21 protein-coding genes are annotated in these 26,536 nt (G+C 45.3%); 12 read left to right on the top strand and 9 right to left on the bottom strand.

Features of this window, described 5'->3' with window-relative positions; all coding sequences use genetic code 11:
• The first annotated feature begins 132 nt into the window (after positions 1 to 132).
• The gene (locus NL643_RS21540) at positions 133 to 621 is read left to right on the top strand and encodes a type I secretion C-terminal target domain-containing protein (protein ID WP_367651911.1); all 489 of its coding nucleotides are present in this window, start codon (positions 133 to 135) and stop codon (positions 619 to 621) included.
• Between the two features lie 159 nt (positions 622 to 780).
• On the opposite strand, the gene NL643_RS21535 is transcribed toward NL643_RS21540, so the two are convergent.
• The 3 genes from NL643_RS21535 to yccS form a co-directional block, all read right to left on the bottom strand.
• A complete protein-coding gene (locus tag NL643_RS21535) occupies positions 781 to 1,083 on the bottom strand; it encodes a hypothetical protein (protein ID WP_253645147.1) in 303 nt (100 codons plus the stop codon).
• Between the two features lie 80 nt (positions 1,084 to 1,163).
• Positions 1,164 to 1,394: a hypothetical protein gene (locus NL643_RS21530; RefSeq protein WP_041853076.1), complete on the bottom strand. Its 231-nt coding sequence runs from the start codon at positions 1,392 to 1,394 to the stop codon at positions 1,164 to 1,166.
• Between the two features lie 184 nt (positions 1,395 to 1,578).
• Positions 1,579 to 3,732: a YccS family putative transporter gene (gene yccS / locus NL643_RS21525; RefSeq protein ID WP_005396670.1), complete on the bottom strand. Its 2,154-nt coding sequence runs from the start codon at positions 3,730 to 3,732 to the stop codon at positions 1,579 to 1,581.
• Positions 3,733 to 4,055: 323 nt separating this feature from the next.
• On the opposite strand from yccS, the gene helD reads away from it, so the two are divergent.
• Positions 4,056 to 6,125, top strand: coding sequence for a DNA helicase IV (gene helD / locus NL643_RS21520; protein ID WP_253645146.1), 2,070 nt, complete (start codon positions 4,056 to 4,058; stop codon positions 6,123 to 6,125).
• Positions 6,126 to 6,202: 77 nt separating this feature from the next.
• On the opposite strand, the gene NL643_RS21515 is transcribed toward helD, so the two are convergent.
• Positions 6,203 to 6,658: a methylglyoxal synthase gene (locus tag NL643_RS21515; RefSeq protein ID WP_005376571.1), complete on the bottom strand. Its 456-nt coding sequence runs from the start codon at positions 6,656 to 6,658 to the stop codon at positions 6,203 to 6,205.
• Positions 6,659 to 6,722: 64 nt separating this feature from the next.
• Entirely contained in the window at positions 6,723 to 7,772 is a 1,050-nt protein-coding gene (torT, locus tag NL643_RS21510; protein WP_080936816.1) for a TMAO reductase system periplasmic protein TorT, read from the bottom strand.
• A 43-nt stretch (positions 7,773 to 7,815) separates the two neighbouring features.
• Between torT and torS the strand changes: the two genes are divergently transcribed.
• Positions 7,816 to 10,779, top strand: a complete 2,964-nt coding sequence (gene torS / locus NL643_RS21505; protein WP_253645145.1) for a TMAO reductase system sensor histidine kinase/response regulator TorS — start codon at positions 7,816 to 7,818, stop codon at positions 10,777 to 10,779.
• A 49-nt stretch (positions 10,780 to 10,828) separates the two neighbouring features.
• Here the strand turns inward: torS and NL643_RS21500 are convergent, their stop codons facing one another.
• From NL643_RS21500 to NL643_RS21490, 3 genes are all read right to left on the bottom strand, one after another.
• Complete coding sequence (locus NL643_RS21500; RefSeq protein WP_005376565.1) at positions 10,829 to 11,020, bottom strand: hypothetical protein; 192 nt, start codon at positions 11,018 to 11,020, stop codon at positions 10,829 to 10,831.
• Positions 11,021 to 11,038: 18 nt separating this feature from the next.
• Entirely contained in the window at positions 11,039 to 13,393 is a 2,355-nt protein-coding gene (locus NL643_RS21495) for a fatty acid cis/trans isomerase (RefSeq protein WP_253645144.1), read from the bottom strand.
• Positions 13,394 to 13,482: 89 nt separating this feature from the next.
• Positions 13,483 to 13,854, bottom strand: coding sequence for a winged helix-turn-helix domain-containing protein (locus tag NL643_RS21490; protein WP_227483998.1), 372 nt, complete (start codon positions 13,852 to 13,854; stop codon positions 13,483 to 13,485).
• 330 nt (positions 13,855 to 14,184) lie between these two features.
• Between NL643_RS21490 and NL643_RS21485 the strand changes: the two genes are divergently transcribed.
• Positions 14,185 to 15,732, top strand: a complete 1,548-nt coding sequence (locus tag NL643_RS21485) for an arylsulfatase (protein WP_085344631.1) — start codon at positions 14,185 to 14,187, stop codon at positions 15,730 to 15,732.
• Positions 15,733 to 15,855: 123 nt separating this feature from the next.
• Here NL643_RS21485 and NL643_RS21480 read toward each other — a convergent pair whose 3' ends face one another.
• Complete coding sequence (locus NL643_RS21480) at positions 15,856 to 16,713, bottom strand: LysR family transcriptional regulator (RefSeq protein ID WP_005396661.1); 858 nt, start codon at positions 16,711 to 16,713, stop codon at positions 15,856 to 15,858.
• Positions 16,714 to 16,853: 140 nt separating this feature from the next.
• On the opposite strand from NL643_RS21480, the gene NL643_RS21475 reads away from it, so the two are divergent.
• The 8 genes from NL643_RS21475 (at position 16,854) to NL643_RS21440 (ending at position 26,519) form a co-directional block, all read left to right on the top strand.
• A complete protein-coding gene (locus tag NL643_RS21475) occupies positions 16,854 to 18,380 on the top strand; it encodes an arylsulfatase (RefSeq protein WP_006742790.1) in 1,527 nt (508 codons plus the stop codon).
• Between the two features lie 115 nt (positions 18,381 to 18,495).
• Positions 18,496 to 19,797 (top strand): anaerobic sulfatase maturase, encoded by a 1,302-nt coding sequence (locus tag NL643_RS21470; RefSeq protein ID WP_253645143.1) that lies wholly within the window; start codon positions 18,496 to 18,498, stop codon positions 19,795 to 19,797.
• Positions 19,798 to 19,882: 85 nt separating this feature from the next.
• A complete protein-coding gene (locus NL643_RS21465; protein ID WP_048624957.1) occupies positions 19,883 to 20,866 on the top strand; it encodes a MoxR family ATPase in 984 nt (327 codons plus the stop codon).
• 12 nt (positions 20,867 to 20,878) lie between these two features.
• Positions 20,879 to 21,841, top strand: coding sequence for a DUF58 domain-containing protein (locus NL643_RS21460; protein WP_253645142.1), 963 nt, complete (start codon positions 20,879 to 20,881; stop codon positions 21,839 to 21,841).
• Entirely contained in the window at positions 21,842 to 22,420 is a 579-nt protein-coding gene (locus tag NL643_RS21455; RefSeq protein WP_253645141.1) for a DUF4381 domain-containing protein, read from the top strand.
• On the top strand, positions 22,413 to 23,483 hold the full coding sequence (locus NL643_RS21450) for a VWA domain-containing protein (protein WP_253645140.1): 1,071 nt from the start codon (positions 22,413 to 22,415) through the stop codon (positions 23,481 to 23,483). The genes NL643_RS21455 and NL643_RS21450 overlap by 8 nt, the downstream gene beginning before the upstream one ends.
• A complete protein-coding gene (locus NL643_RS21445) occupies positions 23,476 to 25,206 on the top strand; it encodes a VWA domain-containing protein (RefSeq protein WP_253645139.1) in 1,731 nt (576 codons plus the stop codon). Before NL643_RS21450 ends, NL643_RS21445 begins: the two co-directional genes overlap by 8 nt.
• Positions 25,203 to 26,519: a BatD family protein gene (locus NL643_RS21440; RefSeq protein ID WP_253645138.1), complete on the top strand. Its 1,317-nt coding sequence runs from the start codon at positions 25,203 to 25,205 to the stop codon at positions 26,517 to 26,519. Before NL643_RS21445 ends, NL643_RS21440 begins: the two co-directional genes overlap by 4 nt.
• Positions 26,520 to 26,536 lie beyond the last annotated feature (17 nt).

Below are 26,536 nucleotides of genomic sequence, written 5' to 3'. Positions count from 1 at the left end.
TTTTGCTAGGTCGATACCTAATACAGTCACAGCCATGTTGTTATCTCCGTATGAAATGGTGAATTTATCATCTCAGAACTAACGGCTGAGTGATAGGGAGGAAGTCCATTCCATACGCTAAATAGTCAAGATATTGATCAGTCTGCTGAAAGTGAAGACAGCTATCTTATTGGTAGTGATGCAGGCATTACTTTAGCAGCAGGTACGGGAGATGATTATATCCTAGGAGGAGATGGAGATGACGTGCTTATCGGCGGACTAGGCTCTGATATTCTCACTGGTGGTGCGGGTAGCGATATCTTTAAATGGACAGAAGACACGGTGGATAATGGTGCGATTGACACCATCACTGACTTTAGCGTCAATGAGGACACCATTGACCTCAAAGACGTGATCGCTGATTTGAATGACCCAACGGCAGGTATTGATGATTTACTTGCGCACATTCAAGCCGATTACGACGCATCAACAGAAAATGTTTCTCTGAACATTACGACGGATGCAAATGTCCAGCAAACCATTGTTGTGGAAAACTTAGGTACATCGATAGACTTCAACGGTCTTAGCTCCAATGAGATTGTAGAGTCATTGCTGAATCACGGTGTTATTGATAACGGATAAGTTTGGATTCAACATAAAACGGGCGGCTTTAACAAGGCGTCCGTTTTTATTGGGAGTTATTGGTTTTTATCGAGACTTATTGAATCGAAATAGCACAACATTAGGTAGCAAAAGAGGGCTTGTTACGGATTTGTAGTGACAGGTCGGAACTAAGAAGTTTTAGACGTGGATATCGAGTAAGCTGCCAATGACTTCATTGTTTTTCTCAATGGCGGATGCACCCACTCGGTTGTAACCTGCAGCTTGCGTCAGGTTGATGAGTGATTCAACTTTTTGAGAGGGGAGGCTAGGAGTTGAAGCGGTTATTGCGACATCTGCCACTTTAGCCAAATCGATGTTGTGAGAAGCGATCTCTTCTTTCACTTTACTTAAATTATCATTAATGCCATGCGCGGCTTTTTCAGCCATCTGCTGTGACATCTGAAGAATTTGGTGCCCAGATTGAATTCCTGATACAGGCATATCACCACTCCCAATAATATGCTAATGAGAGCATAGGTGGAGTTTATAAAACGTTCAAGTGTTTTATATCAATGATTTGATTAAGCAAACAGTTTAGAAAGCATTTCTCTTTCTTCAACAGAAAGTACTGGGTTTTGTGTTTTGTTTAACTTTACGCTTATCTCACCCTGTAATGATTTCAACTGACTCGCCGTTAAATCACTGAGCTTTTGTTTAAGTTCATTAAATTGTTGTGCGTTCATCTCAATACCCTCGTTGTAATTCGGTTTATCCTTCATTTCCCGAAATTCTTCGTCCTTTGGATACAACATATTTATTCAACCTAGATAGATTAGAATTTGATCGATTGCTTTTTGTCCGAACATTGTCAAGGTGTGTTAAGTGATACGTCAGATTTTTCCTATGAAGGTACATAATTACCCACTTTGGGGTAGATAGAAAAGTAGAAAGAAAAAAGGAAGCGACAATTCGCTTCCCTTTTATATCCGTGTGTTACTAGTTCACCCTCACGGCAAACTTACTGGCAAGTGAATGTAGCTCTGGGAGCATGCGATAGATAAGGTGAAGTTGCTGCAATACCATGCGAGCGGAACTATCATCTTCATCTCGCCACTCATTTAAGCGTTGCTCGAGTCCCGCATCGTCAATATTAGATAAATCGCACTCTTCGCAATGCTGGTGAAGCTGTTTATGGAGAACGTCTAAATGCTGATGAATACAGCGGTGTGCATCTAAAACGAGCTTATGAATAGACTCATCTTCAATGCGAGTTCGGTGCGCGCCAAGAGCAGAAATATAGTTCAGCATTGCGTGATTTAACGTTAAGAAGCGGAAGCTCTCATCAACGGCAGCACGATATTTACCAGGTTCCGCAAGCATTGTACTGATGGCAGAAGAAAGTGAGGCATCACTGTTATGGGCTTGACGACGAGCAATGCGATAGCTCAAGTTGTCCTTTTTACCAATTCGATACTGACCAATGATCTGATCGAGATACTGTTTGTTAGCATCTATCGCATCCGACATGACTTTGTGCAGCCTTCTCGATTGCCAATCTGGCAAAATAACCAGTACGGCTCCTACAGCAAGCACACACCCGATGAGGGTATCAGCTAGTCGAGGAAGCACAACCGCGTAACCTTCACCTAACTGGTTGAATAAGAAGAGGACCAGTAGTGTGATAAAACCGGTTGCGTATCCGTAATTGTTCATCCGAAAGGCGAAAAACATCACGCCAGAAATAACGATGAATACTAACTGGCTTTCTTGAGAAGGGAAGAAAGTCAGTAATGGTACGCCAATTAACAAACCAGCTAATGTGCCTATGACTCGCGCTGTCAATTTTTGACGTGTTGCGCTGTAGTTCGGCTGACACACGAAGAGAGTGGTTAAGAGTATCCAGTAACCTCGGTCGATGTTGAATACTTGAATGATTCCATAACCAATCGTCAAGGCAATCGACATACGCAATGCGTGTCGAAACAGCATCGAATCTTTGTGTAAATTCGCGGATATACGCTGCCACATGGCTTTTAATGTGTGCGGGTTAGTATCGGCGAGCGTATCTTCCTCTAGGCCCTCAACATCTGGGTTGTTAATGTTATTCAGTTGCTTTTCTACCGTCGCTAAGTTATTGAATAAATATGTTAACTGCATTAGCAGACGTTTCCAGTGTCCTTGCTTTTGTTCTTCTAAGTAAGCAAGTGAATTTTGCACTTCAGCTAAGGCCAAGATGGACTGATCGGTATGTGAGTATTCATTCCCTAGCTGAATCGCTAATGCAATATCGCGACACGCTTGGGCTTGAGATTCCAAAAGATATTTAAAACGAAACAGCACATCAGAACGTTCAAATTCAGTTGCTAAATCTTGATAGCGGTAATGGCTAGAGCTGACTCGTTCGTGGATGTCTTGAGCGATGAAGTAGATATTTAAGAATCGGTCACTAGGGCCATCAATGTGGCCGCGTTTCGAGCGGTTTAGTAATGTAGCTTTGCAAGCGTTTAGCGCCATCACCGTCGCTGCATTGCACTTTGCGGCTTCAATCCGAAGTGGCTGTGGCGTTAGGTTGGTGACAGGGTGAAAAAGCTTGGCTTTCGCATCGAGATAATTTGCCATTTGGAAGAACACATTGGCTAAGCTTTGTTGCACAGGCTGAAGAGGCCAAAATATCTGCCAAATCATCGACATGAAGTAATACCAAGCCGCACCAGTTAAAAGCAGCAGTGGCTGAAACCAAATGTTGGTACTCTCATGTGCGCCAAGCATGGTGTAAATGGCGATCAGCAAAGAGCCAAAAGCAATGCTCGCATATTTAGGACCTATCGCCCCAAGAATGATAAAACCAAAGGTTGAGATAAATAACCCTAATGCAAATGCCCAAGGGGTGTCGAACAAGATTTCAATTGAGAAAGCGGCGAGCGCAAAACAGAGAAAGGTCAGAATCAGCGCTTTGATGCGCCCAGTGAAGCTGTCATCACTCTCTGCCAAAGCAGCAGCAATAACGCCCAATATTAGCGGCGTGATCAGCGTATTTTGCTCGAAGTACCAAGTCGGGATAACCACACCCAGTAAGGTGATTAGGATAAGAACGCTGTAATTTATGGTCTTGTTTGCCCAATAGAGCCGAAATTTAGAAGTTGCTTGCACAATGCGCCTTATGTTTCCGATGAAGAACGGGGGAATACTACCAAAACCACTATAGCGCGTTTATGATTTACTTTAAGAAAAATTCGTTGTTGCTGATAAAATCAACAGGGATGTCATTGACTTATACTAAAGCAGCCATGCAATGTGTCTATAATTGTAAAGTCAGCTTCAAATAGAATGAGCTTTAGGTTACTAAATCGACAGTAATGTGAATTTTATTAAAGAATAAAAGAAGATGCTTACTTAGGTGCTCGCCATTGCTACAATTTGGCGCCTTAAAATGATATAAATCGACAACTTCTAAATTAAAAGGCGCACGTTTCATGCAGCTCACTGCCACTAGCAAAGCACAGTTTTTTATTCAAAATGAGTACCATCACGTCGAAATAAAAGAGAACAGTGTTTTATTAAGCTCAATAGGCAGTGAAGAACATATTCCTTTTACGATCTGGAATGGCAAAGTTAGCGTAAAGCGTGGGTTGTTATGGAGCTCTTTGCAGTTTTTTGCTCATGAGCACGAAGGCAAACAACAAAGCTGGCTAGTACAAGGGCTACCGTGGCCACAATGCCGTAAGTTTGCTCTTGAAGCTGTTCGTCAGTATCAAGAATGGCACAATACTCAGTGCCGAAAACTGGCTGAGTATCTACCTAAGTGGGAAGAAGAGCTCTACAAACTTAAGCATCTTCCTGCCTATCTATCGCACTCTCAAGTGGTCTCCTGGGTGGAAAGTCTTAACCAAGAGTTAAGCGAAATGAAAACCACTCTAGAAGAAGCCAAAATGCGGATGCCGAATCGCATGGCGGAAATCGAACCTTGGCTTATTGATACGTCTACGACGCTTGGTGAGCGTAATCGTGATTGGCTTGAGGAAGAACGTCCGAATTGGGAAGTGCTGTTTAATCGCATAGAATCTTCGCCTTTAAACTTATCCCAGCAATATGCGGTGTTGCTCAACGATGATCACAACTTAGTCCTTGCTGGCGCAGGCTCTGGCAAAACCAGTGTTTTAACGGCTCGAGTTGCATACTTGTTGCAAAGCCACCAGGCTCAAGCAGAAGAGTTGCTTATGCTGGCTTTCGGTCGTGATGCCGCGACTGAAATGAAAGAACGTTTAGTGGATAAAGTAGGCATGGCCGCAGACGGTGTGCGTGTGAATACGTTCCATCAACTAGGCTTATATATACTTAATCAAGTTGAGCAACAGCCTGTTGAGATCAGTCCGTTGGCGTTAGATGACAACCAGCGAACGGCATGGTGTGTAGATTGGCTGAAAAAGCATTGGATGACGCCTACTAACTTTAAACGTTGGCAAAAACATTTAGACAAATGGCCGATTGCCTATTTAAAAGGGGACGATGAGTTAGGAAGTCACTCAGAAAACCCAAAACTGATCGCGTGGCTAGACTCTCAGTTGTCTCACTTAGCTGCGGTAGGGCTAACCAAAAAGCAAGTGCAAGAAAAGTTGGTAAATCACCAAGACTATACTCGTTTAAACAGCGAACTCGCCTTGTGTTGGCCATGTTTTACGGCGTGGCAGAAAATGCTTAAAGAAAGCAATCAAGTGGATTTCCCTACCATGATCAGTCGTGCGACAGATTATGTAAATAAAGGGAAATTTGTCTCCCCATGGCGCTTCATTATGGTCGATGAGTACCAAGATATCTCTCCAGACCGTTTAGCACTGATTGAAGCACTGTGTGAATCCACACAGAAACAAGCGGGTGCGACGTTGTTTGCGGTCGGTGATGACTGGCAGGCCATCTATCAGTTTGCTGGTGCGGACGTCGATCTTATCACTGGGTTTAAAGAGCGCTTTGCTCACTCTACCGTTCATCATCTAGATACGACTTATCGTTTCAACAATCAGATTGGTGATGTGGCAAACACTTTTGTTCAGCAAAACCCATCGCAATTGCCGAAAACACTAAATAGCCACAAGCAACGTAAGCAGAAGAGTGTGCATACCGCACCGAGCAACCAAGTTGAAAAGATCTTGGATCAATTGAATCAACAAGCCAAGCAAACCAAGTCAGTCTTATTGTTAGGACGTAATCATTATCACAAGCCCGACTTGTATGACGATTGGTTGCGACGTTTTCCTAATCTCGATATTCGTTTTATGACTTGCCATGCGAGTAAAGGGCGAGAGGCTGATTTTGTCATTATTCTTTCTGTGGATGAGGGGCAATTCCCTGCGAAGAAGAAGCAAATTCACATTGATGGCGCATTGACCGAGTCCAAAGACAAATTCCCTCACGCAGAAGAGCGCAGGCTGTTTTACGTGGCGATTACGCGTGCGAAAGAGAAGGTTTGGATTACGCACACTGGCGCTGGGTCCGCATTTGTTCAAGAGCTCGTCAATGGTGATTATCCGATCATCACTTCGCGTTGAAGGCAGAGTTCTGAATTTTAGAAATAATAAAGGCGATACTCAGTATCGCCTTTACGTTATTCGGTTGGCATCAAAGCTTACATGCGTTCAGCAAGATACGCTTCGTAATCCGGTACTTCAATATCCACTTCTTGCTCAAGAAGAGGGGAGTTAAACAAGAACTTAGCGGTGGCTCGGTTCGTTGCCACAGGAATATTCCAAACGCTAGCAATACGAAGAAGCGCTTTAACGTCTGGGTCGTGAGGTACGGCGTTTAGCGGATCCCAGAAGAAAACGAGAACGTCGATTTTGCCTTCTGAAATGAGCGCGCCAAGTTGTTGGTCACCGCCCATTGGGCCACTGATCATGCTCTTAATCGCCAGTCCAGTTTCTTTGCTCAGCATGTGTCCGGTTGTGCCAGTCGCGTAAAGAAAGTGACTCTGGAGTTTTTCTTTGTTTTCTTTTACCCAGCGAAGTAGCTCAGGTTTGCAGTTGTCATGGGCAACCAAAGCCACATGTTTGTGGGTTGGCATGGTACGAATGGTTTTTTGCATCAAGATGTTTCCGTTTGTATGATTTTAAAATTGTTGTTATTCAATAGAACACGTTTTTTGTCTTTCAATCAACAGCCTTAACACGGAATGTCGGCCTATATTCTGACGGAGATAACGATTCTTCGATCGTATCGTCATGAAGTGTCTTCGGAGTCAGTGGCTTGATCGTTGGTGAGGCATGTTTGTCATACTCTTCACCCCTTAAGTAATGCGCTGCTTGCATGACGGAAAGCCTGCCTTGCTGCACCATTTTATCTGTTGGTGCGAAGAGCACTTTGTTACGCAATAGGCCTCGGTAAACACCATGACTCAAGTACACAGAAACCAAACCGATCTCCTCAGCTTTGCCTGCGCTACGCAGTTCACTGATAGCGGCTTCAATCGCAACCGCGCTGCCAACGATATAATCTATATTTCCCATATCAATCACACGTTGAACCAAGTTACGCTGTAACTCTTTGTCGTTGTCTGCCCAAAACGAGTCAACGATGTTGATATCACTTCCTTGGATCGCTTCATAAAATCCGGCAGTCACGGGCTTCGTGCCTCCACGAGTACGCGGCCCCAAAAGTAAGGCAATGTTTGTTTTTCCTGATCCCTTTGGATGGCGAGCAGCGAGATATTTTCCTGCTTCGTATCCCATCCAGTGCCAGTCAACACCGACCGTACCTTTTAACAGCTCACTTTGCTCTTCATCCAGATCGAGTTGGTTCACAGTAGCAAAGACAGGAATGTTTCCGACCCAATTCTTAAGCGAATGTTCATAGGCTTGTGGGTCCACGGTCCCAAGGACAATCGCATCTGCTCCCCATTGGCTGCACAGTGCGAGTTGTTGCTCTTGACGCGTTTTGTTTGGGTAGCCACCCGCTTCAAGGACTCTCAGCTCGACGCCTTCTTTTTTCGCTTCGGACACCATTCCATAGTTTACGGATAACCAGTATGAATCCTTTAGGTGAGGGTAAATGGCACATACTTTTTCTGCTGCAACCACTGGTAAAGAAGCGACGAGGGCTAATGTGACTGCTGAATGTTTGAAAATTGTGCGAAATGCGTGTTGATTTTTAACCATGAAATGAAGTTCGTTGGCATAGATTAAGTAAACACTGCAAAATATAACGTAATATGTCGCTGAACACGAACATTAAGGTCATGAAAATATGTTGCTAGCAACCGCAAGCATCGGTCGTAAACTCTTGTTGTCTTTCATTGCGATGGCAATGCTGGTTATGTTATCGGCACTTATTGGTGTGTCTGGATTTTCTTTAGTTGCCAAGACGGAAAGAAATGTCGTGGATTCTGCAATTCCCGCCATGATTGAAGCGAGGCAAGTCTCTGAGTTGAGTACTCGCATCATTTCGTCTGTACAACTGTTATCAAACGCAAGAAACGAGCAGGAAAGAAAAGAGTCTGGGCGTGTGCTTTTCGAACAGCTCGAATCATTGCTTACTCATATCAAAGAGCTGGGGAGTGAGTCGTTTGATTCTCAATTGCTAGAAGATCTCGAGAATAACGTCCAGAACGTTATCGACAACTTGGCAGAACTTGGTGTTTCGGTTGAAAGAAAGCTGTGGCTGGCAAAAGAGATTGATACTCGTGTTGAAGAGATGCGCTTACTGAGTGAAGAGTTGGAACAGCTAACTCGCACGCAAGTTCAGAACACGAGCACCATTGCCGTTGCTAACGTCACACATATCTATGACTTATTAGAATCGAATAAAAAATCGCAAGTTTATCAGGCACTAGATGCGCTGGTGGAAGTGGATCTAGATCTGACAGAGCGATTGCATGAGCTGCACTTATTGGCTTTTAAAATGCTGAATCAAATTGAAGAAGCTCGCACATTAACCAATATTGAGCGAATCCAGCAGGTGCAAAGTGATTTTGAAAGTAATCTCAAAATCATGAAGCGCCGTGTGCTTGCCGTAGAAGATCCCACTCGCTCTAAACAAATGAGCCAACTACTAACAGAGCTCGGTAAGCGTCAGGTCGTGTTCACTATTTTGATGCAGCAGTATGAGAATAACGAACAATCTCAACAACTGATGCAAAAGACACTGGAATTGTTTTCGGAGCTGAATGGTACCGTAAACAAATTGGTTGATGATTCAAACAAAACAACAACCGTCGCTGTGGATGAATTGACGAGCACACTGAAATTCGCTCAGTGGTCTCTAACGGTGATTTCAATTGTTGGTTTGATTGTGTTGGTGCTGATTTTATGGCGTGTTGTATACCTTTCTGTGGTTAAGCGATTGGCAGAGTACTCTGCTGCGCTGCTTTCTGTGGCGCAGGGTAACTTAGCCGTCGAGCTGGAGGTAAAAGGCAAAGATGAGCTAGCGCATATGGGGCAAGCTATCATCACGGCTCGAAATACAGCGCAAGCGCTAAAAGTGGTCGCAGAGGGAGAAGCTCAAGCCAAGCGAGAGCTCGAAGAGCACAAAGAGCATTTGGAAGAGCTCGTTGAGCAACGCACTTCACAGTTAAAACAAGCGAACCGCCGTTTGAATGAAGAGGTTTTGAATCACGCGAAAGCTCGTAAGCAAGCAGAGCAAGCGAGTCGAGCTAAATCAGCATTCTTGGCGACCATGAGCCATGAGATCAGAACGCCGATGAATGGAGTGCTCGGAACAGCACGTCTGTTGATTGACTCCGGCCTCAACCCTATTCAAAAGCGTTATGCGGAAATCATCAACCGCAGTGGTAAAACGTTGCTCGCGATTCTGAATGATGTGCTGGACTACTCCAAGATTGAAGCAGGGCATTTAGAGATTCGTCACATGGGCTTCGATTTACACCAAATGGTTGAAGACACTTTCCAGTTAATGAACAGCCGAGCTCAAGAGAAGAAGCTGTTGTTTTCCTATCATATTGAAAGTGATGTAAGTCGCTATTGGAAAGGGGATGTCACCAGAATCAGTCAAGTGCTTAACAACCTTGTCGGAAACGCGATTAAATTTACTGACGAAGGTGAAATTGATATCTACGTTAGCCTCAACCCAGAGGATGAGTCGCAAGTCCTATTTGAAGTATCAGACACCGGGATAGGTATTGCCAAAAAAGATCAGAGAACGTTGTTTGATGCCTTCACGCAAGCCGAAGGTGGGATGAGTCAAACTGGAGGAACGGGGCTTGGCTTGGCCATCAGTAAACGAATCATTGAAGCGATGGGCGGTATTTTAGAAGTCGATTCTGAAGAAGGAGATGGCAGTCGATTCTGGTTTTCCATTCCATTAGAGGAAAGTGAGCCTGTTGAAACCGGTGCAGTGGCAACCGCGCGCTGCAAAGTGAAAGCGAAAGTCTTGTTGGTAGAAGACAATGAAGTAAACCGAGTGGTTGCGGAAGGCTTTTTAGAAAGCATGGGCCACCAGGTCGTGATGGCAGAAAACGGCTCACAGGCAGAGCAACTGATCAGCACGCAGGATTTTGATATCGCTTTAGTCGACATCAACTTGCCAGACTGTGATGGAACCGAGTTAATCCAACGTTTAAAACAAATTGAATGTAACAAACCAGCCAATAAAGCCCTTGCTGCTACGCCTATGATCGCAGTGTCTGCGCACGTTTTTGCCGAAGAAGTTGAGCGCTATTTAGCTGCAGGTTTTGACGGGTATTTACCTAAACCATTGGCAAAAGAAGCTCTAGCGGCATTGATTCAGGATGCGCTGGATGGAAAACCGTTGTTGTTGCCACAAAATGCCGACTGTACCCCGTTTGATCAAACTTCGTCTCAAGAACAAGCGATACAATCAAAGGTTGTTCAAGTCCCTAAAACAGAGGAATCAGATGTGGTCATCATTAACCCGAGCGTGATTGAGTCCGATATGAAAATCTTGGGCAGAGAGAAGATGTTGCACATCATTAATCTGTTTAGAACGACCAGTGCCGATGTACTAAGCAAGCTGCAAGCGTCTGCTGGTGGTAATGACAGTAAAGAAGTGAAGAACCTTGCTCACAAACTAAAAGGCAGCGCAGGGAGTTTAGGGCTTACGGCATTAATGAACTCTTGCCAAGAAATTGAAGCTGCGCCTCAACCTTTAGATACCTACATGGCGACTAAAGATCAATTGGTGTCTCAAGTGTCTGAATCAATTCAAGCTCTTGATGAGTTGATGGCGAAGTAAATCAATTGCATCCCAAAAACAAAAACCTCCGGCAAGCCGGAGGTTTTTTCTATTCGGTCATGTCATCTTCCCACTCGAATCGAGTGTCTAGGGCATAAGGGTCGTCATCAAAAGGATGCTCCACTTTACCACGCAAGTATTCGAGTTGATGCTCAAGCATGTTGACCGTTTCGTAGTCTCCCTCAGAACAAGCAACGTAAATCTGTTGTTCAAGAGCGGCAATGTTATCTCGGATACCCATGAGAACCCCCTTAAATCATCATCGATTCTCAAAACGATTATAGTCAAGTAATCCAAATTCGATCGGTTGTTTTGTACGGTACCAATTGTGCAGACGATCGCTAAACGGCCAGAATTTTTCTGAGCTTCTGCGAATCGCAAAATTATCCAACAACTTAACGTAATCGGATTCATTTTGGATGGCACTAAATTGATCGACAAATTCTTTTACTTGATTTTCGTTGATCGAGAAAAATGCCGCTGGGTAGCTTCCCACAACGCCACGTACGATGGTCATATCATCGTTAGCAAAGTCGCGGTTGCTTTCTTCATCAAACAAGCTAGAAATATTCGTGTGCGCATTATTGTGAAGTAGGGTGAATAACTCATCTTTTCCAGACTGGCTTCTCACCATAAGCATGGTGATTTGCGGAACGGTTTTCAGGCCTTCTCCACGAACTTGGCCAATACGTTGGAGCTGTTTTTCACTTTGAGCAGAAAGCTCAGTATCTTTAACCTCGTAGCGCGGAAGAAGAACATCTGAAACTCGTTCTCTAAGCAACTCGACTAACTCTGTTTTTGGATCGTCAGTTTTGTACTCGACGCTGGTTGGTTGGTTAAATGGCTTCACGTTGCGTTGTAAAAAGTCACTTAACTGTGGACTTTGATCTTTATACCAGCTTGATTGCAGTTCATGACGCATGTCGGTTGGCAGCAAAGATATAAAGTTACTTTCGCCTTCCAGACGCAAGAAGTCCATGAACATTCGTGTCATGAGTTGGTGGCCGAAGTTGCCGTACACATCAAACCCAGCAACGAGCAAATAGTGGATGCGTTCTAGCAACGCGTAGTCAAGAATCCATACCGTTTTCGGCTGCTCGCCAACTAACCCTTGTACGACTGACGCGCTGTCAAAGTGGCGGAAAATCGTTAATGCCGCAATGTGGTTGGTGCCATTACCGTCCCAAATTACGTCGGTGGATAGGTTTTCGCCTTCCTTAAACCAGTTATTGGTAAATTCAGACTTGGCTTCTAGGTAGCGAGCTTGCTGACGCGCGTATTTAACCCAGTTGGTAACAGGCAGCGTGTTGCTTTCCTGCTCTGCTGGCAGTCTTAGGTTATCAGCCTGAGATCGGTAAAACTCATTTACTTCAGGGATATCTGCTTTATCTGGATCTAGAAAGAATATCCAAAAGCGATCATTGATAACGTTCAGTGCAAGTTGGCCACGACAAACAGGCCCTTTAATGTAAGCCATGATCGTGTTTTGCGCATTGTCCAACATAAACTTGAAGCGTGATTTAACCGGAAGATCGATAAATGATGTCATCGGGTTTGCAGCAACTTCAGGTTCATAACTCGGTAGTTGATTAACCGTGTAATCAGCATCGATAAACCAAGTGTTCCAGTTTTCAATACGTTGCTTGTTTAACGCGAACGGCATGTGTGTTTTATCTACAATCGTCCCTTGTTCTGGAATAATTCGATAAAACACGCGCTCAACCCCGGGAGCATCGTACGGGCGACGTGTTGAAATACGTTTTACTGGTTGCCCCGGTGGAGTAGAAGAACGAACTAACGTAAAGAATCGAGGATCTTCAGTGAGTTCTGAAAAGTAGAGGTGAGACAAAAACAAATGCTCGTAAATATAGCGAGCCATCAGTTGATTTTTTAGATCAGCGCGATTGAGCAAAGTCTCATACTTGTCGATTTGAGCTTGCTCTTGCTCACTAATTGGTTGGTGAACGTTCATTATCGCGCCGTTTTCCAGCCAAGTCATCAGTGTGTGGTATTCACTGTTTGATAGGTTTGGCATACCAAAAGGCATTCCCCAGGTTGGGTTATCTTTTTCGTACTGTTCGTACTCTTCAATTGTTGGACAGGTTTGTTCTCGATCTATCGAAAAATCAAAACCTTCTAACTGGACTTGGTCAGGCAGCGGGTGGCGTTCTTTTTGTTGTAGCAAACGTGCAATGAGGCCTGCATCAATGTTGGCCGCCATGCTCTGATCACGTTCGTTAAGTACCGGATGAAAACCCGCATCGCGCCACTCTTGGGTTGTTTCTGCATCTTCGAATAAGCGTGTTGGCGCGGCGGCAGTAAGTCGTGTTCCTTCATATACCAGTGCTTTGCTCGCGCCACGGTCAATACCCTCAACGGAAGAAAGCTTAAGCTGACATGGTGCATCGTAGCACGCATGACAGACGACACAGCGGTTATCCATAATGGGTTTGACTTCGCTTTGGAAGAAGTTTGCTTGAGGTGTAGCTACGTCCGCCGTACGTTCACGAACGAGCTGTGGACCAAACAGTTGGTCATAGTTAAGGCCCGCATAGGTTGCACAGCCAGCAAACAATGTAGCAATGCAAAGTATAAAAATTAAGCGCAAATTCATTGAGTTATTTTACGTGATTAGAATTTGCATTAATTAAAGCAAAATAAGCGGTCAATTACCAAAAGTTGGAGCAATTCGCCGCGATTTCTTTACTTTTTCGCATGCTTAAATACATAACCTTGTCGATGAACGGTCTGAATTCGATCCGCGTTAATCCCTTCGCTAACCAGTCGTTTTCTTATTCTACTAATGTGCATATCGAGTGCGCGGTCATGCTCTGAGAACGTGCGCTTCAGTACCGTTTCATAAAGGAAAGGTTTGCTAAGCACTTGATCTTGATAATGAGTCAGAGTACGGAGCAGCTCGAATTGAACGCTTGTAAGCTGAACTAACTTTTTGTCTGGCGGACGATTTATCATCACAGTATGGCTGTGCTTATCCAGTACGAGCTCATATTCATTATTGAGACCGTTATCGGAAGCTGCCGTCTTAGGAGCAGACGAAAGGGTAGACTCAAACATATTGGCATTTTAATTATTAATGATAGTAAAAACCATTATCATTAATGTTGGCGTGAAATCAATGCTGTATTTTATTTGTAATGCAATATGTCGGAGTCATATCAAAATTCTGATATGGAAGAAATAACTCTACGACGGAAAGAGCACCAATTTAAATCGCCAAATCAATAAGTACTACCACAATTTCTAAAGCAAATAATCAGCTACTTTGGGGACTAGAGCAGCTTTTAATGTATCTAAAGTTCTTATTTCTAAGATTCGCTTATCCACTATTTCTAGACTATACATTCTGTTGCAGGAAGCTCTTTTCTAATACACACAGAGGTTTATATGACAGCGAAATATGGCGTAAAACGTCGATTAGCGATTCTTGCCGCCGCCTTAATTGGCGCGACAAGTAGCAGTATCGCGGCAGAGAAACCTAACATTCTCGTCATCTGGGGTGATGATATTGGCCAGTCCAATCTCAGTGCGTACACCTTTGGCTTGATGGGATACAAAACACCAAACATCGACAGCATCGCGAAAGAGGGCATGATGTTCACGGATTACTACGGTGAACAATCGTGTACTGCGGGTCGCTCCACCTTTATTACTGGCCAGACTGTGCTCAGAACGGGTCTAAGTAAAGTGGGACTTCCTGGTGCCGATTTGGGCTTGCAACCTGAAGATGTGACGATTGCAGAGCTTCTAAAGCCCATGGGTTATATGACAGGTCAGTTTGGTAAAAACCATTTGGGAGACAAAGACGAACATCTCCCTACTAACCACGGCTTCGATGAGTTTTTTGGTAACCTTTACCACCTGAACGCTGAGGAAGAACCGGAGAACGTCGATTACCCTAAAGATCCTGAGTTCCGTAAGAAGTTTGGCCCACGCGGTGTGATTCGCTCTTACGCTGACGGCAAAATTGAAGATACAGGGCCTCTGACTCGTAAGCGTATGGAAACTGTCGATCAAGAGACGTTAGATGCGGCACTCGACTTCATGGATCGTGCTGTAAAAGCGAAAAAACCATTTTTTGTTTGGTGGAATTCGACTCGTATGCATTATCGAACTCATGTAAGTGAAAAGAACTCAGGGGTAACAGGCATCAGTACTTACGCTGATGGGATGGTGGAGCACGATAACCACGTTGGTCAACTACTGAAAAAAGTGGATGATTTAGGCATTAAAGACGACACCATCGTCTTCTACTCAACCGATAATGGCCCACACATGAACTCGTGGCCCGATGCGGGTACAACGCCATTCCGTGGCGAGAAAAATACCAACTGGGAAGGTGCGTACCGTGTTCCTGCAATGGTGCGTTGGCCGGGCAAAATTAAAGCGGGTTCTGTCTCGAATGACATCATGCACCACATGGACTGGATGCCGACTTTGGTAGCTGCCGCTGGTGATGACAACATCAAAGAGAAGCTGCTAAAGGGTTATAGTGCTGGTGGCGAAAAATTCAAAGTTCATCTCGACGGCTATAACTTCCTGCCATACCTCACTGGTAATGAAGAGAAAGCACCGCGTGAAGAGATATTTTACTTTACTGACGATGGTGATTTGAGTTCGATCCGATACAACAATTGGAAAATCGTCTTTTTGGAGCAGCGTGCAAAAGGCACATTACTCGTTTGGGCTGAACCTTTTACACCATTAAGGGTACCAAAAATCTTTAATTTGCGCATGGACCCTTATGAAGTTGCGGATGTTACCTCCAACACGTATTACGATTGGATGATGGATAGGGCATACATGTTAGTGCCAGCACAAGCGTACGTGAGTAAGTTCCTAGAAACCTTCAAAGAGTTCCCGCCAAGGCAAAAAGCAGCAAGCTTCTCGCTCGATCAGGTGATGGAGAAATTAAAAGAGAACCCAAATAAGTAGGCTAGTGCTACGTAAGCAATACGATGCAACCATATAGAAAAGAGGCTCATATGAGCCTCTTTTTTCCGTCTAATAAAAGCTTTCAGAGCAACGAATGGCAAAGAAAATGCGAATCAACAAGGCCTACAAGGAAACTGGCTCGTAGTGGGCTGCCGTTAAGTTCGCTTTAATTTTTTCACGTAGCGCAATATGAGCAGGGTTGTTCATCTCTCGCTTATGGTAAACAAACTTGTAAGGGATAGCGCATATAGAAATAGGGCATTGCAGAACTTGAAGCTTAAGGGCTTTACTCCATTTGTTTGCAAAAGATTGAGACACTAAGCCTAAACAATCGCGTTGCGCGACGTACAACGCCATACCAGCAAGCGAAGATGTGATCAAATCGACTTTTCTCTCTTGAATAGTTTCTTGGGATAGCTGTTCAAAACCGCTCATGTTGTTCCATTTCCCTGAAAACAAACAGTGAGTTTCCTCATAAAACTGCTCTTTTGAGAGCGAGCCTTGCACGCGGGGATGATTCTCACGACAGATAATCACCGCCTCTTCTTCGTAGGCATCTTCAATAATAAACGCCGCATCTTTTGTGATAACAGTATCAATGACAAGATCGACTTTTTGTTGTCTTAGAAGCTCAAATAATAAGAACTTTTCGGGTGGTGATTCATAAAAAATAGTGTTCTTTATCGGGTCCATAATGTGCAATAAAATTTCGGAACAACACACTTCAAAATGATTCTTATCGGATATCGCATTGTCAATGATATTAACCGCTTGCTGGAATTGCGGTAGCAGTTGATAGGCGGTGGATGTTAGTGCGATACCTCGCCCTTTTTTGACAAATAATTGCTTATCGACCACTTGTTCTAAACGCTTTATTGCAGCGCTCACAGCAGGTTGCGTAAGCCCCAATTGTTCCGCGGCTTTTGTATAAGATTGGAACTCCGCGACAACAAGAAAAGTTTGGATCAAATTCAAGTCCATAACGTCACTCATAAATTTAATTTATAGGTTAACTAATTCTGACTGCATTTATCGCCTGAAATTAGTGCTTTATCTTATATCAACAATGGTATTGAAAAGCGAATACCATTTTTACGCACTAGCGAACTCTTGGAGATAATATGAAAAATGCGACCAAAACGAGCAGTAAAAAACTCGTACTTAACGCATGTACGTTAGCATTAGGCGCTGCATCTGCAGTTGCACACGCAGCGGACAAACCCAACATTCTTGTCATCTTTGGTGATGATGTTGGTTACTGGAACCTTAGTACCTACAACCAAGGCATGATGGCGTACAACACGCCGAACATCGATAGCATTGCTAAAGAAGGTGCGAAGTTCACTAACTTCTATGCACAGCAAAGTTCGACAGCAGGCCGTTCTGCATTCATTACTGGTCAAATGCCAAAACGTACTGGTCTATCAAAAGTGGGCTTACCAGGCGCTCCGCAAGGTATCTCGGAAAAAGATCCAACGATTGCAACCGTGCTCAAGCAAATGGGTTATGCAACCGGACAATTTGGTAAGAACCATTTAGGCGACCGAGACGAACACCTTCCTACCAACCACGGTTTTGATGAGTTTTTCGGCAACCTATATCACTTGAACGCGGAAGAAGAGCCAGAGAACGTGGATTATCCTAAAGATCCAGAGTTCAAGAAGAAATTTGGCCCTCGTGGCGTAATCCACTCTTACGCTGACGGCAAAATTGAAGATACCGGTCCACTTACGCGTAAGCGTATGGAAAATGTTGACGGTGAATTCCTTGATGCCGCGGAAACCTTCATAGAAAAACAAGTAAAAGCGGATAAGCCGTTCTTTACTTGGTTTAACACCACTCGCATGCACAACTTCACGCATGTTCCTGAAGAATACCAAGGTAAAACAGGTGCTGGTTTCTACGCGGATGGTGTCAAGCAGCACGATGATCAAATCGGTCAGCTACTTAATAAGATCAAAGAGTTGGGTGTAGATGACAATACAATCATTGTTTACACCACTGACAACGGTCCTATGGTTGATTTGTGGCCTGATGCAGGGATGACACCATTCCGCTCAGAGAAAAACACTGGTTGGGAAGGCAGTTTCCGTGTGCCGATGTTGATTAAATGGCCAGGAAACATCGAAGCAGGTAAAACGTTCAACGGCATGATGTCATTAGAGGATTTCTTCCCGACATTGGTTGCTGCTGCGGGTGACACCAAAGTTAAAGATGAATTACTAAAAGGTAAGAAAGTTGGTGATATGGACTATAAAGTTCACCTAGATGGTTACAACCAACTGCCATATCTAACGGGTAAGTCAGACAAATCTGCTCGTAACGAATTCGTTTACTGGAGCGATGACGGCGATCTTGTGGCATTACGTCAAGGAAAGTACAAGTTCCACTTTATGATTCAAGAGAATGAAACGGGCATGGATGTATGGCGTAAGCCTTTCACTAAACTTCGTGTTCCATTGATCTTCGACTTGAGCATCGACCCATTCGAACGTGGTGACCAAGGTATGGGTTACTCTCGTTGGATGTACGAGCGTTCATTCCTAATGATGCCAGCGGTAGAGAAAGTGAAAGAGGTAATGGGTACGTTTAAAGAGTTCCCACCTCGCATGGAAGCAGGTTCATTCGTACCTAAGTCTTCTAAGTAATAAAGAACATCGATAATCCATAGCGCTCTTCGGAGCGCTATATACCCAAATAGCTTCAATTCCTGCTGAAATGTGATTACGAGGTTATTTGGGTATATTAAATAGTGAGAAACGTATGAGTAAGATTTCCCCTCGCCATTCTACTACTATGCCTATTGTTCCTCTTAAAACGGCGTCTAAAGCAACGGTTCCGGGTGCGTACGACCGTCGATTCCATGTGATGGCAAAGCCAGGCGGAGCAAAATGCAATATCGATTGTCAGTACTGCTTTTATCTGCATAAAGAAAATCTACTGCACCAAGAAAAGCAGCCAAAAATGGACGACGCAACATTGGAAGCGTTCGTGAAAAGCTACATCGAAAGTCAGGATGGCGAAGAAATTGTTTTCTCATGGCAGGGCGGTGAGCCAACGCTACTTGGGTTGGACTATTTCCGCAATGTTGTAGCTCTGCAAAAGAAACATCAGCCGAAAGGCGTTCGCATTGAAAACGACCTTCAGACCAACGGCATTTTGCTAAACGATGAGTGGTGCGCGTTTTTAAAAGAGCACAACTTCCTAGTTGGCTTGTCGATTGATGGGCCACGAGAGCTGCACGACAAATATCGCAAAACCCGCAGCGGTAAGCCGACGTTTGATCTGGTGATGAAAGCGGTAGATAAGCTCAAAGCGCATGGCGTGAAATTCAACGCGTTGGTGACGGTGAATCGACACAATGTGAAATACCCGCTCGAATTGTATCGATTTTTAACCCAAGAATTGGGTGTGACTTACATTCAGTTTGCACCGGTGGTAGAAGCGAACGACTTCCAAACAACCGCACCGCAGTTTTGGAACGAACAGATGATCCCAACCAAAGGCAGTGATCTGGCGAAACCGGGTCACCCAATGTCTGTTGTGACGGATTGGTCGGTTGATCCTGAAGACTGGGGACGCTTCTTAATGACCACCTTTGAAGAGTGGGTGAATAACGATCTTGGCCGTGTACTTGTTAACCTGTTTGAAACCGCGGTAGCGCAAGTAATGGGGAAACCGTCTCAGCTTTGCGTGACAGCTGAGTTTTGTGGCAAAGGCTTGGCGATTGAGCACAATGGCGACGTGTTCAGTTGCGACCACTATGTGTACCCAGAATACAAACTCGCCAACATTCATGAACACTCATTGAATGACATGGCCTTCTCTACACGACAATACACCTTTGGCATGGCAAAACGCGAATCTTTGCCGACGTATTGTAAGCAGTGTCCCTACTTGCCTTATTGCTGGGGCGAGTGTCCGAAAAACCGTCTGATCAAAACGCCGAATGGCGAGGCTGGACTAAACTATCTGTGTTCGGGAATCAAAATGTTCTTTGATTACGCATTACCGATGTTGGTTGGTCTTGAACAGCTTCTCCAATCTGAAGAACCGCAAAGATAACATAGTGAATATAACCTTAAGTTATTTCATTTGTTCTTATACTTAACTATTGAAAAGACGGCTTAAACCACTGAAAAGGTACCCTATGAACCACGCACAACAAGCGATAAAAGAACTCATCGAACAAACAGAAAAAAGCGTCATTGGACAAAGCCACGTGGTTCGAGCTTTAGTCATCGGGTTATTAACGAACGGGCACATTCTTCTAGAAGGTTTGCCGGGAACGGCAAAAACACGTTCTGTAAAATCGTTGGCCAACTTGTTAAACACCAGTTTTGGTCGAATCCAGTTTACGCCGGACCTTTTGCCATCGGACGTGACGGGAACCGAGGTTTATCAAGAGTTGGATGGCAAGCCGCAACTTCATTTTCAACCAGGGCCAATTTTTAACAGCATAGTGCTTGCCGATGAGGTCAACCGTGCGCCAGCCAAAGTACAAGCGGCACTGCTTGAAGCCATGGCCGAAGGCACAATTACGGTAGGCGATAAAACTCACGTATTGCCAGACTTATTTATGGTGCTTGCAACGCAAAACCCAGTAGAGCAAGAGGGCACGTACCCGCTGCCAGAAGCGCAAATGGACCGTTTTATCATGAAGGTTACTGTCGACTATCCAGAAGATGAAGCCGAACGTGACATCATTCGTTTGGTACGCAGTGAAGAATTAGGTGCGGAAACCAGCAGCGAAATTATTACGCCAAAACACATCGAGCCAGATGTGGTGCTAGAAGCACGTCGTCAACTACCTGATATTGTTGTGTCAGATCTAGTGGAAAACTACATTGTCGCGTTAGTGATGGCGACTCGTAAGCCAGAGCGTTATGCCGATTCAAACTTAGCAAAATGGATTGAGATTGGCTCTAGTCCTCGTGCTTCCATCGCACTAGACAAATGCGCTCGTGCGTATGCGTGGATGCAAGGACGTGACCATGTCACTCCTGACGATGTGCGAGCCATGATTCCGTCTGTACTGGGCCACCGTTTTTCTTTGACCTACGATGCATTAGCAGACGGGGTCGATCACCAACGCGTCGTGCAAGAGCTGCTAGATTGTGTAGAAATTGGGTAAGCGGGAGGCATTATGGCTAAGCCAACTCTTGCGCCAAAATCACAGGGGATGGATCCCCGTTTGTACTGCGATTACGCTCGCTTAGTACGCTTGCAAGCACAAGCAGAATCATTCAGTTTACTTCCTCATCTAAAAGCGGGCAGCGTACTCTCAGGCCGCCACAATTCGCTGTTTCGTGGTCGTGGATTGAACTTCGAAGAGCTGCGTCATTACCAATTGGGTGACGACATTCGTAATCTGGATTGGAAAGTTACGATGCGCACAGGCAAACCGCATGTGCGTAGCTACACCGAAGAAAAAGATCGCAACGTGATCGTGTGTGTCGACCAGCGCAGCGCAATGTTTTTTGCTTCGACGCAAGTAATGAAATCGGTTGTCGCGGCAGAAATCGCGGCCATGTGCGGGTGGCGTGTGTTAAAAGATGGCGACCGAGTTGGTTTTGTCATCGCATCCCAACAGGCGTTGTTTCACAGCAAGGCGCAGCGTTCGCAAAACGATCTTCTGGCTCAACTTAAGCTTCTCGCTAAAGCCAATCAATCGCTCAATGTGGACTCCCGCAACTCCGAAAAAGTGACGTTCAGTCAATGGATTGAGCTCATTAAACGCATGAAGCTCAAACAATCCACATTGATTTTTATTAGCGACTGGAGCGACTGCGAGGAGCACCATCTTGACCACCTTAAACAGTTACAACAGCACAACGATGTTCTCGCAGTGATGGTCAGTGACCCATTAGAACAAGCACTACCAGACGATTTGGCAAAATCGAAATGGGTGGTTGGTGATGGACAGTATCAACTCAATTTAGACAGCAAAGCAAAGGTAGAAGCCGCGAGCGCAAAGCTTGAAGCTCGAACTAGCATACAGCGACAATCACTCTCTCAACTTATGGCGATGAAACACCTTCCGCACATCGAACTCGATACGACAGGCGAGCACATTAAACAATTTCAAAAACTGGTAGGAGGGCGTTAAATGAGTGGTCTTCCTACACCTCCGAGTACCTACATACTCAGAGAGCTACATGATGTGGCCGTGCCACCAAGCGTGAGTTGGTATCCGCAAACTATTGGCTGGAAGATTTTAGCGGCGGTTGCGCTCATTGCATTGGTGTATGTCGCGTATCGTTTGGCTCAACAGTGGTGGTGTAACCGCTACCGACAAGAAGCTCTGTTGACGATTTCGCAAATCAAACCGAGCGACAAAGGCATGCCTAAAGCATTGTTCTCTGTGCTTAAAATTGTGTTGATTCATGTTGATAGCCGTAACGCGAAATTGTTTGATACCGCCTTTTTGCGAAAGCTCGATGCGCTATATCCGCAAACCGGAGATTCTCTAGCAAACTCGCAAGTGGTCTTTAACGATGAGCTTTCAAAGCGCTGGCTACAAAGTATTGTTGACCCTAGCGTTACGCTAACCAATGAAGAACGAGTAACGCTTATTGCTCGTGCGAAATACTGGGTGAGTGAACACCGTTGTGATGCTCAAAAAAGCGCGGCAAAGAAATCTCCATTATTGAAACGCAAAGCAAATCAGGGAGGTCAACATGAATGATCTTCTTGTATCGCTAACTGGTTTGTCTGGTTTTGAATTTGCTCACCCAATGTGGTTTCTGATTTTGCCGCTGCCATTGGTGGTGTACTACTTGGTGCCTGCATATCGCACTAAGCAAATGGCGATCAAAGTGCCGTTTTTTAGTCAGCTGGTGGAAGCGATTGGCGAGACGCCATCAGAAGGTGCAAGCCAGTTAACCCCAAGCTGGTGGCAACGAGCAACGTTAATTCTCTCATGGCTTTTGGTGGTGTGTGCGATGGCCAAACCCACCGTGTTAGGCGAGCCTCAAGTTCGCGAGAGTTTAGGGCGCGATGTGATGGTCGTGGTGGACCTTTCGGGTTCCATGGCTGAGCCTGATTTCACCTCTCGTATAGGTGAAAAAATTTCTCGCCTTGATGCGGCAAAAGAAGTGCTGACGGAGTTTGTTCAGTCTCGTAAAGGTGACCGATTAGGCTTGGTACTTTTTGGAGATGCCGCTTTCGTGCAAACGCCATTCACCGCAGACCAAAAAGTGTGGCTCGAACTGCTTAACCAAACCGATGTGGCGATGGCAGGGCAGAGTACCCATCTTGGTGATGCGATTGGCTTAGCGATTAAAGTTTTTGAGCAAAGCGATAAGTCGCGTGGTGCTTTAGAACAAGATCAAAACCGTGAAAAAGTCGCGATTGTATTAACCGATGGTAACGACACGGGCAGCTTTGTCGAACCGATTGATGCGGCGAAAGTTGCGAAAGCCAAAGGCGTGCGAGTGCACGTGATTGCGATGGGTGATCCGGAAACGATAGGTGAAACCGCGTTGGATATGGACACGATTCATCGCATTGCGAAAGAATCCGGCCGTGAAGCGTTTGAAGCACTCAACCGTGATGAACTATCGGCTGCCTACGACGAAATTGGCAAACTGGAACCTCAACTTTACGAAAGCACCACATACCGCCCAAAACAAAGCCTTCACCATTACTTGATGGCGTTAGTGGTCATCATGCATTTGCTCGCGTTCAGCGTCGCAACACTCAAAAGAAGGGCTGTTACACGATCATCATTAGGAGAGAGCGATGTTTGATTCTCTTAGTTGGACGCAATTCTTTACGCAGTTTCATTTTATTCGACCACTGTGGTTACTAGCTTTGTTCCCCATGTTTTTTTTGGTGTGGTTACGCTGGCGAGAAGAAAGCAAGCCAAGCTGGAAGGATATTCTGCCCGAACATTTACGTAATGCTTTGACGATAGGTGAGCGAGGTTGGCGTAAGCAACTGCCGCTTAAGCTCTTGATGCTGATTGTGTTCATCGCCATTGTGATTTGTGCAGGCCCAACGTGGCAGCGAGAATCCTCTCCCTTTGGCGAAGATAAAGCCTCTATGCTTGTGGTGCTTGATAACAGCGACTCGATGCTGCAAAAAGATCTCCCACCAAGCCGCCTTGAGCGTTCCAAACAGAAAGTACGCGATTTATTAGCCGCTCGAAAAGGCGGAAAAACGGGTTTAGTCGTGTTTGCGGGCAGTGCTCATGTGGCGATGCCTGTGACTCAAGACAGCAAAGTATTTGACCCATTTTTGGCGGCCATTACGCCAGAAATCATGCCCGTGCAAGGTAAGCTTGCTGAAAAAGCCTTGCCGTTAATTGATCAACAATTGCGAGGTCAACCAGGCTCCACCGTTCTGTTGGTGAGCGACGGCGTGAACCCGTCCACGATTAAGCAATACCAAGCGTATTTCGCAGGTAAACCTTATCAACTGTTAATTCTTGCAGTGGGGAATACAGAGATCGTGAGTAACAACCCGATGGATTTGGATTCTCTGCAAAAACTGGCCAGCCAGACTAACGGTCGATTGGTGGAAGTGACGGTCGATAACAGTGATATCGAACAACTGAATCGATACGTTGAGCGCAATATGCAGCTTAATGGCGAATCTTCAATGCCTTGGAAAGACATGGGTTATCAACTGCTGTTCCCAATCGCGTTGATCATGATGCTGTGGTTTAGAAAAGGGTGGTTAGTGCAGTGGTGTGTGATTGCGATGGTGAGCGGTACACTGTTGATGCCGACCAGTGCAATGGCGGAGAACATTTCTGTTAAAGCCGAGCAGCCACAAGTTGTGCAAAAAGTGACGACCTTCGACAAAGTGGCGCAATGGTGGTGGGATTTGTGGCTGACGCCAGACCAACAAGGACAGCGTTTGTTCAACCAACAAGCGTATTTAGAAGCAGCGAAGCACTTTGTCGATCCTTTACGCAAAGGCACGGCGTACTACTACGCTAGCGAGTTTGAGCTCGCGCACAGTGCGTTTTTGGAAATGCAAAACGACCCGTCCGAAGAGGTTCGAGATTACGGTCTTTACAATGCGGCGAGCGCATTGGCGCGCCAGCGTGAATATTTGGCTGCTCGTGACTTGTTAAAATCCCTAGCCAGCAAGCCAACGTTGAGCGAGTCGTTAAGACCTGATGTTGAGCACAACTTGAAAGTGATTGCTGGCATCGTCGATGAGATAAATCAGATGAGTGAAAGTCAAGCCGGAACAGAGCAAGAGGCGTCAACCGAGCTAGGCGACAACCCTCAAACCGCAGAAGGAGCGGATGAACAAACGTCAGCAGAGTTGATGATTAAAGAGACGTTAAGCGCAGACGACATCTTAGGTAGCCAAGAATTAGCCGACAAGTGGCTAAAGCGAGTCGAAGCGGATCCGAAGTATTTCTTACGCGCTAAATTTCAAATTCAATTACGCTCGCCAACAACGGGTAACTCAACTACGACAACGGAACACAATACAGAGGAGGCTGCCCAATGATGATGAATGCCCATCGCGTGACCTCTTTTGCACTTCCTGCAAGGGTAGTGGCATGGTTAGTGGTTTGTTTGAGTCTGTTCGTAAGTCGTCACGTTTTCGCTCAGGATATTTACGATCTTCAACGCAATCATGGTGTTGAGTTGCAAGCGTGGGTCGGTCAACAACCAACGGCTGGGGAAAAGCGTAAAACGCCAAGTTTTAGTGTCAACGAGCAAGTCATTTTAACCATCGAAGTGGCAACGCCGCGCTGGTTTACGGGTGGGACGCGAATTGGCAGTATTGAAATGCCCAATGTTATCGCCAAACAGCGTGATCAGTTAGCCACTAACTTCACGGAGCACAAGGGCGGACAAACTTGGTCGCGTCAACGCTGGGAAGTGACTTTGTATCCGCAAGCATCTGGTGATTTTGTGATTCCACCTGTCGCAGTGGGCGTTCAGGTGTCAGCGCCGGACGGCGAGAAGGTGTCAGGCACCCTTTACACGCAGCCGATTAAGTTCAAAACTGTCTTGCCTTCGGGATTGTTGAGCGGTGATACGCCTTGGTTTTCTGCAACGCGCGTAGACGTAAAGCAAGAGTGGGAAACCTCCACTGAGACACTCAAAGCTGGGGATGCAATCACGCGTAAAATCACTATTTCAGCTCAAGATTCGCTATCTGTGTTGCTACCAGACTTGTTGAAAGGAGAATCAACAACCCGTTACCAAGCGTATCCTCAACCCCACCGTCTGACAGATACGCAAACACGTGGTGATTACCAGTCAACACGCACAGAAGAGAGCGTGTACGTGATTCAACAAGGTGGTGAACTAACCCTGCCAGATTATGAGTTCCGTTGGTGGAACAGTAAGACTCAACAAGTGGAAACGGTGGTGTTAGAGGGCAAAACATTTGCTGCGAAGCACACGTTGAAATCCTTCATCAAAACGTATTTTGTATGGATTGTTTCCACGCTTGTATTGCTGGGTTTTGTGGTTATTTCATTGGTAGCTATTAAACGTTACTATCGCAACAGACCGACACCAGCATGGTTGATGTTCCACCGTTTGTTAAAGGCTAAACGTTGGTCTGAAGCAAGGGCCGTATTGTACAAACAATTGCGTTTAAATACGGCAGAGCTGGAAATGACCAAAGCCGATACGAGTGAATCGTGGCAAAAAAGTGCGTCGCGAATGCAAAATGGTGAAAATAGCGCTCATTTAATGAAGTCGATGTGGCGCAAGATCCAGACCAAACAACAACGCTTTAAATTCCGTATACCGCGAGCGTTACCAGAACTGGACAAAGTCATTGGAAGAGATGGCAATGAATAAAACGGGGCGCTAATATA

The sequence above is a fragment of the Vibrio sp. Y42_MX_L11 genome (assembly GCF_024181785.1).
GTDB lineage: Bacteria > Pseudomonadota > Gammaproteobacteria > Enterobacterales > Vibrionaceae > Vibrio > Vibrio diabolicus.
The sequence above is the reverse complement of the archived record's forward strand: the minus strand, read 5'-3'. Positions and strand labels throughout refer to the sequence as shown.